12 protein-coding genes are annotated in these 8,620 nt (G+C 69.8%); 5 read left to right on the top strand and 7 right to left on the bottom strand.

What is annotated here, in order from left to right:
- Together D7V97_RS35945 and D7V97_RS35940 are read left to right on the top strand one after the other, a co-directional pair.
- A partial coding sequence (locus D7V97_RS35945) for a membrane dipeptidase (RefSeq protein WP_199729052.1) occupies nt 1–193 on the top strand: 193 nt, incomplete at its 5' end.
- A gap of 36 nt (nt 194–229) precedes the next feature.
- The gene (locus tag D7V97_RS35940; protein ID WP_120615135.1) at nt 230–607 is read left to right on the top strand and encodes a hypothetical protein; all 378 of its coding nucleotides are present in this window, start codon (nt 230–232) and stop codon (nt 605–607) included.
- Nucleotides 608–629: 22 nt separating this feature from the next.
- Here the strand turns inward: D7V97_RS35940 and D7V97_RS35935 are convergent, their stop codons facing one another.
- From D7V97_RS35935 to corA, 4 genes are read right to left on the bottom strand one after another with little or no spacing between them, the layout of a single operon-like run.
- Entirely contained in the window at nt 630–1,001 is a 372-nt protein-coding gene (locus tag D7V97_RS35935; RefSeq protein ID WP_120615134.1) for a carboxymuconolactone decarboxylase family protein, read from the bottom strand.
- A 30-nt stretch (nt 1,002–1,031) separates the two neighbouring features.
- Complete coding sequence (locus D7V97_RS35930; RefSeq protein WP_120615133.1) at nt 1,032–1,301, bottom strand: peroxidase; 270 nt, start codon at nt 1,299–1,301, stop codon at nt 1,032–1,034.
- Nucleotides 1,302–1,338: 37 nt separating this feature from the next.
- The gene (locus D7V97_RS35925) at nt 1,339–2,124 is read right to left on the bottom strand and encodes an alpha/beta fold hydrolase (RefSeq protein WP_120615132.1); all 786 of its coding nucleotides are present in this window, start codon (nt 2,122–2,124) and stop codon (nt 1,339–1,341) included.
- A 34-nt stretch (nt 2,125–2,158) separates the two neighbouring features.
- The gene (gene corA / locus D7V97_RS35920) at nt 2,159–3,100 is read right to left on the bottom strand and encodes a magnesium/cobalt transporter CorA (RefSeq protein WP_120615131.1); all 942 of its coding nucleotides are present in this window, start codon (nt 3,098–3,100) and stop codon (nt 2,159–2,161) included.
- Nucleotides 3,101–3,187: 87 nt separating this feature from the next.
- Between corA and D7V97_RS35915 the strand changes: the two genes are divergently transcribed.
- From D7V97_RS35915 to D7V97_RS35905, 3 genes are read left to right on the top strand one after another with little or no spacing between them, the layout of a single operon-like run.
- The gene (locus D7V97_RS35915) at nt 3,188–4,336 is read left to right on the top strand and encodes a hypothetical protein (protein WP_120615130.1); all 1,149 of its coding nucleotides are present in this window, start codon (nt 3,188–3,190) and stop codon (nt 4,334–4,336) included.
- Nucleotides 4,333–5,172 carry an HAD-IIB family hydrolase gene (locus D7V97_RS35910; RefSeq protein ID WP_120615129.1) on the top strand — a complete coding sequence of 280 codons (840 nt, stop codon included), beginning with the start codon at nt 4,333–4,335 and terminating at the stop codon, nt 5,170–5,172. Before D7V97_RS35915 ends, D7V97_RS35910 begins: the two co-directional genes overlap by 4 nt.
- The gene (locus D7V97_RS35905; RefSeq protein ID WP_120615128.1) at nt 5,169–6,365 is read left to right on the top strand and encodes a class I SAM-dependent rRNA methyltransferase; all 1,197 of its coding nucleotides are present in this window, start codon (nt 5,169–5,171) and stop codon (nt 6,363–6,365) included. Before D7V97_RS35910 ends, D7V97_RS35905 begins: the two co-directional genes overlap by 4 nt.
- A 58-nt stretch (nt 6,366–6,423) precedes the next feature.
- On the opposite strand, the gene D7V97_RS35900 is transcribed toward D7V97_RS35905, so the two are convergent.
- Genes D7V97_RS35900 through D7V97_RS35890 form a run of 3 tightly spaced genes read right to left on the bottom strand, consistent with a single transcriptional unit; the run spans nt 6,424 to nt 8,345 of the window.
- Entirely contained in the window at nt 6,424–6,930 is a 507-nt protein-coding gene (locus D7V97_RS35900; RefSeq protein ID WP_120615127.1) for a hypothetical protein, read from the bottom strand.
- Between the two features lie 7 nt (nt 6,931–6,937).
- Nucleotides 6,938–7,363, bottom strand: a complete 426-nt coding sequence (locus tag D7V97_RS35895) for a hypothetical protein (protein WP_120615126.1) — start codon at nt 7,361–7,363, stop codon at nt 6,938–6,940.
- Between the two features lie 28 nt (nt 7,364–7,391).
- Complete coding sequence (locus tag D7V97_RS35890; protein WP_120615125.1) at nt 7,392–8,345, bottom strand: hypothetical protein; 954 nt, start codon at nt 8,343–8,345, stop codon at nt 7,392–7,394.
- Between the last annotated feature and the right edge of the window lie 275 nt (nt 8,346–8,620).

Below are 8,620 nucleotides of genomic sequence, written 5' to 3'. Positions count from 1 at the left end.
CATGGGGGAGGAGGGGGTGGGCGTGGGCTCCGACTACGACGGCATGGTGGCGCTGCCGAAGGGCATGCGGGACGTGACGGACCTTCCCCTGCTCACGGAAGCGCTGCTGCGGCGACACCCCGAGTCGTGGGTGGAACGTGTGATGGGTGGCAACTTCCGACGTTACTTCCGGGAGACGCTCGGCGGCGGTTGACAGCGAAAAACCGCTCGCGAAGAGTCGCCACCACCCATGAACCGTCTTTCTCTCGCGCTCGTGTCCTTTGGCTTCTTCCTCCTTTCCGGCTGTGGCGGGCCGGGCTCGGGTGACTCCTGTGACGGTGGGGACTACGTGTGTCAGGACGACGCGCAGGCGCTGGAGTGCCGGAACGGGGAGTGGCGCGCGCTGGCGTGCCGCGGGCCGCTGGGCTGCCGTGAGCTGTCGGACAGCGTGCGGTGCGACACGTCCCTCAACCTGGAGAACGACGCTTGCGCCCTGGCCGCCGAGGGCCGTGGCGGCTGCGCCCCCGACGGCAAGTCGCTGCTCCTGTGCGAGGGGGGCGTGCTGAAGAAGACCGACGCCTGCTCGTCGTGCACCGTGCAGGGCGACCAGGCTGTCTGCAACCCCTGATGCGCGGCCCCCGCCGGAAGGCTCAACGCTCCGGTTCGCCGTCGCCGGAGGACGATGGCGGCGGCGGGCCACGGGCGGGCGGTCCAGGCAGGTAGCCTCCCGCCGCCATCCGCTTCGCGGACTTCTCATACATCTCCGGCGCCATGCCCTGGACGCCGGTGCCGTCAATCCACCGGTTGTAGAAGTTGAAGAGGGCGCAGACGGAGACCGCGTCGTAGACGGCCTCGTCCGACCAGCCCGCCGCCTTCAAGTGCTCCACGTCCTCCCGGCGCACGTCTCCGGGCGCGTCGTTGAGCTTCTCCACGAAGGCGAACAGCGCCCTCTCGGCCTCCGGAATGGGGGCCGTCGCCACATCGTCCAGCACCGCCTGGACGTGCTCCGTGCTGCCCAGCAATTCCGCCGCGACCGCGGCGTGGGAGCCCGTTCAAAAGACGCAGGCGTTGCGCCGCGACGTGTACGCGGCGATGAGCTCCCGCAGCCCCGCCGACAGCGGCGAGGGACCGCGCATCACCTCGTGGGTGAACGCGGACAGCGCGTCCGTCATGCGCGGCTTGAAGGCGAACAGGTGCCAGATGCCCGGAGGCGTGGCGCCCGTGGCCTTCATCCCGGCGATCATCCGTCCGTAGGGGCCGTCGGACACGTGGGATTCGACGTCCGGCAGGTACATCGCTTCCGGGGCGGGGGGCTTCTTCATCACGCACTTCCCGTTTCGAGAATGAAGGGGACGACGGTCAGGACAGCGAGGCGAGGAACGCGTCCAGCACCGCGTTGAAGGCTTCCGGTTGCTCCTGGTTGGGCAGGTGCGCGGCGCCGGCGATGATCTCCAGCCGCGCCCCCTGCACCAGGTCCACCATCTGCTTCGCCTTGGCCACGGGCGTGACGGTGTCGTGCTCGCCCACCACCACCAGCGTGGGCCCCGCGAAGCGCGCGAGGAGGTCCTTGCTGTCCAGCCGCAACGCCATGCCCCGCTGCGCGGCGGCGATCGCCTGGGGCGACGCGGCGAGGCCCATCGCCATCACCTCGCGGCCCACCGGCGAGTCCGGCCCCGCGTGCACGAGCTTGGGGACCAGCCCCTGGACGACGGACGGCGTGCCTTCGGACAGGGCCTGCTTCGCGGTGGCCTCGCGCTTCTCCCGGCCGGCGTCGTCGTCCGCGGTGCACTGCGTGTCCACCAGCACCAGCCCGCGCACCCGGCCCGCGTCCTCGCGCAGCAGCGCCATCGCCGCGTAGCCGCCCATGGACACCCCGCCCACCACCGCCGCGTCAATGTTCAGCGCGTCCAACAGCACGAGCGCGTCCTGCGCCAGCTGTCGCATCTCCGTGGGCCCTTCCCCCCGCCGGCTCTGCCCGAAGCCGCGCAGGTCGGGGACGATGAAGCGGTAGCGCCCGGACAGCGCCGCCACCTGCTGCTCAAACGCGGCGCCGTCCAGCGGGAAGGCATGCAGCAGCAACACCGGCAAGCCCTGGCCCACGTCCCGGTAGTGGAGCGGGATTCCATCCACGGCGACCGTCTGCATGCGTCCTCCCAGGTGCTCCGGTGCGGGTGCGGCGTCAGAGCCACTTCTTGTACTTGAACCAGCCGATGAGCCCCAGCGGGAAGCCCAGCATGGTGGCCCACATGGCGTAGTACCACCCGTTGCCTGACAGCTCGTCGAAGTTCTGCCCGAAGAAGCCCACGATGAAGGACAGGGGCAGGAAGAGGGTGGCGAAGATGGTGAGCTGCTTGCTGATGTCGTTGGTGCGGTTGGCCACCATGGACAGGTAGCCGTCCATCACGTTGCCCACCACGTCGCGGCTGGCGTCGATCTGCTCGTACAGCCGCACCAGGTGGTCGTACACGTCGCGGAAGTACAGCGTCGTCTTCTCGTGGATCTGCGGGATGCCCCGGCGCGACAGCATGCCCACCACGTCCCGCTGCGGGGACAGCACGCGGCGCAGCGTCACCAGCGAGCGCTTGAGCTGGAAGATGCGCTGGAGGTGCTCGGGGTCCGGCTCCGCGAAGATGGCGTCCTCCAGGTCCTCCAGCTCGTCGCTGAAGTCATCCATGATGGGGAACTGCGCATCCACGAGCGCGTCCGCGAGCAGATAGAGGACGACGTCCACGCCCCGGCCCAGCGTCCCCGCGGGGTCGTCCTTCACGCGGCGCAGGACGGCGTCATGGCTGGGCAGCCGGAGCTGGTGCACGCTGATGAGCCAGTCCTCCGCGAGGAAGAAGTGCTGCTCGTGCAGTGTCAGCTCCGTGACTTCCTTCCCGCACGTGAAGCCCTGCAGCACGATGAACTGGTGGTACGGGTACTCCTCCAGCTTCGGCCGCTGATCCAGGTGCAGGCAGTCCTCCACCGCGAGCCGGTGGAGCTGGAAGCGCTCGGCCAGGCGGCCCATCACCTCCGCGTCCGGCTCCAGGACGTCGATCCACTTGGGCCCCGGGCGGTCGAACAGCTCCTCGCCCCCAGAAACCGCCTTCCCGTCCTCCCACAGACAGACCTGGATCATCTCCGTCGGCTCCCCGGCCGCCCTTCTGGCCCGGGACGATTGCTAGAACTCCCCGGACCCGATGTCGAGTTATAGAGTGGGGTCAACGTGTCCGCTGCCGCCGAGAATCCCCCGCCGGCCTCACTTACCCCGAGGCTCGAAGAAATCCTCCAGTCACTGCCCGACCGCGCCTTCTCCGCGCGGCTGAGGGCGGTGTACCTCGCCGCGGCTCAGGCCATCCTGCGGCTGAGCGACCTGGACCTGGTGAAGTACGAGACGCCCGTCGTCGACGCCAGCCCCGACCTGTCGCTGTGGGAGGAGATGGCGCCCGTCATCCGCGACACGGTGATGGACGTCAACGCGCTGCTCAACGTCATCCGGGAGCAGTTCCCCGGCCAGCCCCCCGGAGGCGCGCCTGCGGCCCGGAAGGGCCCCGGCGACGTGCCCGCCCTGCTCCAGGAGGGGATGGCGAAGCTGGCCCAGAGCATCACCCAGCTGGGCGAGGCCATGCGCAACCCGGCCGTGGTGAGCGACCGCTGGCAGCTGTTGGCGGAAATCCAACGTTTCCGCTCCAACTACCGCGAACAGATGAGCCAGCTCGTCTTCGAGACCGCGAGCGCCTTCGGCGAGGTGTCCCGCGCCCAGGTGGTGCCGGGCTACGAGGCGGAGGTGAAGGCGGCGGTGACCGTGCGGGCCATCACGTCCGACCTGTCGCGCATCGTCTCGGCGCGGCTCGCCAAGGTGCGCGAGGCGAAGCCGGAGGAGGTGCTGTGGAACGCGCAGCAGCTCCAGACGGAGCTGGACGCCTTCGGCCGCACCGCCGCGTACCGGAACCTGCGCGCGCAGGACAAGCGCAAGATCGTCGAGGCCCGCGCGGAGGTGGGCGCGCTCGCCATCCAGACGGCCCCGGACCGGCAGGACCTGGTGACGGTGGCGGAAGCGCTGGACGCGCTGGTGCGCAGCCTGTCCTCCGTGAACCAGCGCCAGCTGCTCATCCTCCACGACCGCGAGGTCTGGGCCGCGTGCGGCGTGCGCCTGGAGCGCGCCCTGTCGCAGTCGACGAAGGATCCGGTCGCGTCGGCGAAGGCCCTGGCGGAGGCCGCGGTCAGCGCCCAGTCGCTCTACGGCCGCGACGCGACGATGGACGCGTTCCTGCGCAAGGCGCGCAAGCTGAAGCTCGCCACGCTCACCGGCCCGGAGCTGCGCGCCACCATCGAGTCGTTCCAGGGGCAGCTCGCGCAACTGGACGTGATGTGAAGACCGGCCTGGGGAAGGTCGCGGAGCCGCGCCCCTTGAGGACCGCGGACCTGTCCCGGGTGCGCGGGGTCTTCACCGACGTGGACGGCACGCTCACGACCGGCCACAAGCTGCGCAGTCAGACGGTGCGGGCGCTCGAACAGCTGTCCGCCGCTGGCCTCAAGGTGGTGCTCGTGAGCGGCCGGCCGGCGGGGTGGGGCGAGGCGTGGGCCCGGCAGCTCCCCGTGGACGGCGTCATCGTGGAGAACGGCGGGCTGTTCTTCCTCAAGGGGAAGAAGGGCGAGCTGCGCAAGGTGTACCTGGAGCCGCCCGCCCAGCGGCTGGCGAACCGCGCGCGGCTGGAGGCGGAGGTGCGAAGCGTGCTGGCCCAGGTGCCCGGGGCGCGCCTGTCGGTGGACAGCCGCTACACGGAAGTGGACCTGGCAGTGGACTACAACGAGGAGGCCCGCCTGGGGGACGCGGGGGCTTCCCGCATCGAAGCGCTGCTGCGGGCCCGGGGCGTGACGGCGGTGCGCTCGTCGGTGCACGTCAACTGCTGGCTGGGCCGCTTCGACAAGCTCTCCGCGTCGCGCCGCTTCGCGAAGGTGGCCTGGGGCGAGCCGCTGGACCCCGGGGACGGTCGGTACGTCTACGCGGGGGATTCTTTCAACGACGCTCCGATGTTCCAGGCGTTCAAGCTGGGCGTGGGCGTGGCCAACGTGCGCGCGGTGCTGGATCGCATCGACGCGCCCCCGGCCTTCATCACCCGGGCGCCCGAGGGGCGGGGATTCGAGGAGCTGGCACGCGCCCTCCTTGCCCGCCGCCGGCCGTCCCGCAGTCGAGGAGTCTCAACGTGAATGTCGTGAAGCTGGAGCTGGCCCGGGGCCTGGGGCGTCACCTGCGCGCGGGCCACCCGTGGGTGTTCCGCAAGGCGCTGGAGCACCCGCCGCGGATCCCCGCTGGCAGCGTGGTGGACCTGACGGAGAACGGGAAGTTCGTCGCGCGCGGGTACTATGATCCGCACTCGGCCATCGCGGTGCGCGTGCTCACGCGGGACTCGCGCGAGACGGTGGACTCGCGCTTCATCACGCAGCGGGTGCAGCGCTCGCTGGCCGCGCGCACGGCGCTCATCGACCTGAAGGACACGGACAGCTACCGCCTCATCCACGGCGAGGGCGACGGGCTGCCCGGCGTGGTGGTGGACCTGTACGCGGGCTGGGCGGTGATGAAGCTGTACTCGGCGGGGCTCACCCCCTACCGGCCCCTCATCGTGGAGGCGCTGAAGGCGGGAGTCCCGGGCCTGAAGGGCATCCTCGGCCGTGACGAGGTGGGCCGCGACGACGTGGAGGAGGACGACGGGCGCGGCACCGGACGCATGCTCTGGGGCGAGGAGGCGCCGGAGCTCATCCCCATCCGCGAGCGCGGCGCCATCTTCCTGGTGGACGCCTGGCGCGGACAGAAGACGGGCTTCTTCCTGGATCAGCGTGAGAACCGGCACCTCATCCGCCGGCTGGGGCAGGGGCGCGAGGTGCTCAACTGCTTCAGCTTCAGCGGCGGCTTCTCCGTGAACGCGGCGCTGGGCGGGGCGAAGAGCGTCTTCTCCGTGGATCAGGACCCAGAGGCCATCGCGCTCGCGCGCGAGAACTTCACGCGCAACGGGCTGCCGGCGGAGAAGCACGACTTCCTCGCGGCGGACGTCTTCACCATCATCCAGTCGTTCAAAGAGGAGGGCCGGACGTTCGACCTCATCATCCTGGACCCGCCTGCCTTCGCGAAGAGCCAGCGCGCGGTGGAGGCCGCCATTGACGGCTACGCGTCCCTCAACCGGCAGGCCCTGGCGCTCCTGCGTCCCGGCGGCCTGCTGGCCACGGCGTCGTGCTCCGCGCGCGTGAACGGGGACATGTTCATGGGCGCCGTGCGCGAGGCGGGCTTCAAGGCCGGCGTGGACCTGGCGCTGGTGGAGGAGCGCTACCAGCCACCCGATCATCCGGTGCGCCTGCAGTTCCCGGAAGGGAAGTACCTGAAGTTCTACGTGATGCAGGCGGTGTAGCGAAGCCTCCTGCGGACGGGGGCGCCCGGGGTGGGGCGCCTTCCCGCGGCGCGGGGCTTCAGGTGCCGAACACGCGGTGCGCCACGCGGTCCAGCACGTCCTTGCCCCAGACGACGCTGGCGTTGCCCAGCTGCTCCAGGTCGCGCGTGAACTGGCGGCCCTCGGGCATCACCGTGTACGTGCGGCTGAGGAAGAGGCTTCCGCTCTCCGGCTCGAAGTCGACGGTGCCTCCGCCGGTGTCCGTGCCCTCGGCCTGCTGCTGCTGGAAGCCCTCGATGATGCCGGGCTTGGGCGGCTCGCGGAACCGGTAGATGAGGGCGCTGGCCTTGAGCGAAGGGGGGGACTCGATGTGCTCGAAGGCGTACTGCCCTTCGCCGTTCATCGCGCCTCCGAAGCCCTCCGCGTTGAGGCCCTCGGTGATGCCGGCACCCTGCGTCTGCAGGTACCACTTCACCAGCGCCCGGGCTGCCTCGCGCGTCATGGGCCCGCCCGCGGGAGGCGCAGGAGGCGCCATCCCGATGGTGGCCAGCAGCCACTGCAGTCCGCTGGAGAGGGAGCGACTCATGGCGTGATCACTTCGCGGGGACGACGCGATCCGCGACCCGGTTGAAGACCTCTTCGCCCCAGGTGAGGCTCGCTTCCAGCAATCGGTCGAGGTCGTCCTTGAACTGCTGCTCCGCCGGCAGCACCCCGTAGGTGCGGCTCAGGAAGAGGCTCTTGCTCTCGGTCTCGTAGTCCACCTTGCCGCCGCCGGTGTCCGTGCCGCGCTTCTCTTCGTCACGGAACCCGTCGATGACGCCCGCGCGGGGCGCGTCGCGGAAGCGGTAGATGAGGGCGCTGCACTTCAGCGCCCCCGAGTCCGCGGAGTGTTCGAAGTAGACCTGCGCTTCGCCGAGTGCGGCGCCGCCAAATCCCTTCGCGTTGAGCCCGGAGCCTTCCGTGTCTCCGTGGGCCCTCATGAATGACTGCACCAGTCGCTGGGCTTCTTCGAGCGTCATACGTGCAGTCATAGCACAGCCCTCCGGCTTAGAAATTGCCGGCGCGCGCCTGATCGAACGGGACGCGCTGGTTCAGGTACGTGTCGTTGATGTTGTGCGCACCCGTGAAGATGTTCTTGTCGGAGAAGTAGTGGATCTTCGCGTCCTTGCCCGCGTGGCGGATGAGGTCCAGGGGGCCGGTGCCGCTGGTGCCCAGGCCGACGATGCCGGGGACCATGTCCTTGTTGTTGATGTAGTGCACGTACTGCGGGCCGTCCGGGTAGGTGGCCGCCGCGGCGCCGAAGGTCTCCACCTGCACCTTGGAGAGCTTCTGCTCGATCTGCGCGGGGGACAGCCCGTCTTCGATGCGCATCCGGCGCGCCACGTCACCCAGCGCGCGCGAGGTGATGAGGCCGCCCTGGCTGTGCGCCATCAGGTGGATCTCCCGGCCCGCCTTCAGCTCGTTGTAGACGGTGTCCGCCAGCGTATCCACCGCCGGGTTCTTGCCCTTGCCCAGCTTGTCGCCCACGCACTGGGCCAGGTCCTTGACCATGCCTTCGGTGGCGTTGTGGATGCCGATGGCGCGCATGCCCGTCTTGTCCGCGAGGACCTGCAGCGTCTCTTCCTGGCCCGCCTTGTCCGTCTTGATGCCGTTGACGTAGATGACGGTGCCCTGCGCGTTCGGGTTGTTCTTGGGCGTGTAGGCCGGGACCTGGTTCAGCGGGGTGCTGGCGTCGAACGTCTGGCCGCCGGCGCCCACCAGCTTGCCGTCGAACACCTTGTCCTTGGAGCCCGCGGGAGCGGTGAACACGCCCGTGGGGGCCGCGGTGCGCACCGCGCTGTTCGTCGCGCGGGCGTCAAAGCCGTCCTTCACCTGGTTGGCCGCCTTGGGCGTCGCCACCGGGGCCTGCTTCGCGACGGCCGGCGTGGCGTTGGTCTGCGTCGTCGCCGTGGTGCGCGTGGCGTTGTTGATGGAGTTGCGGCCGCTCCCGATGGTTCCCATGGCTTGATGCTCCTGCGGATGACTTGAAGGGGGGAAGGAAAGCTTGAGACGTTGATCCATTCTCACCGCAAGCCGCCAAAAGTTGCGAGGGGCCCCCCGAATGTGTGTAACGCGCCGCGTAGCGAGTCCGTCAGAGGGAGGACGGACGGGAAGACGGTCCGGCCGCTCCGGGTAGGGCGGATTAAGGTGGCGACATGGTCCAGAAAGGTCAGTTCCTGGAGCGCTCCACGCTCATCCCCGTGGGGGCGGGTGGGGCGGTTCCGCTGGTGATGGAG

Origin of the sequence: Corallococcus sp. CA053C (assembly GCF_003611675.1) — a bacterium.
GTDB lineage: Bacteria > Myxococcota > Myxococcia > Myxococcales > Myxococcaceae > Corallococcus.
This window is presented reverse-complemented; position numbering and strand designations above follow the sequence as displayed.

Coding starts and splice junctions, on each gene's coding strand:
- D7V97_RS35940 (WP_120615135.1), top strand. CDS start 230: ATGAACCGTCTTTCTCTCGCGCTCGTGTCCTTTGGCTTCTTCCTCCTT.
- D7V97_RS35925 (WP_120615132.1), bottom strand. CDS start 2,124: ATGCAGACGGTCGCCGTGGATGGAATCCCGCTCCACTACCGGGACGTG.
- corA (WP_120615131.1), bottom strand. CDS start 3,100: ATGATCCAGGTCTGTCTGTGGGAGGACGGGAAGGCGGTTTCTGGGGGC.
- D7V97_RS35930 (WP_120615133.1), bottom strand. CDS start 1,301: ATGAAGAAGCCCCCCGCCCCGGAAGCGATGTACCTGCCGGACGTCGAA.
- D7V97_RS35890 (WP_120615125.1), bottom strand. CDS start 8,345: ATGGGAACCATCGGGAGCGGCCGCAACTCCATCAACAACGCCACGCGC.
- D7V97_RS35895 (WP_120615126.1), bottom strand. CDS start 7,363: ATGACGCTCGAAGAAGCCCAGCGACTGGTGCAGTCATTCATGAGGGCC.
- D7V97_RS35900 (WP_120615127.1), bottom strand. CDS start 6,930: ATGAGTCGCTCCCTCTCCAGCGGACTGCAGTGGCTGCTGGCCACCATC.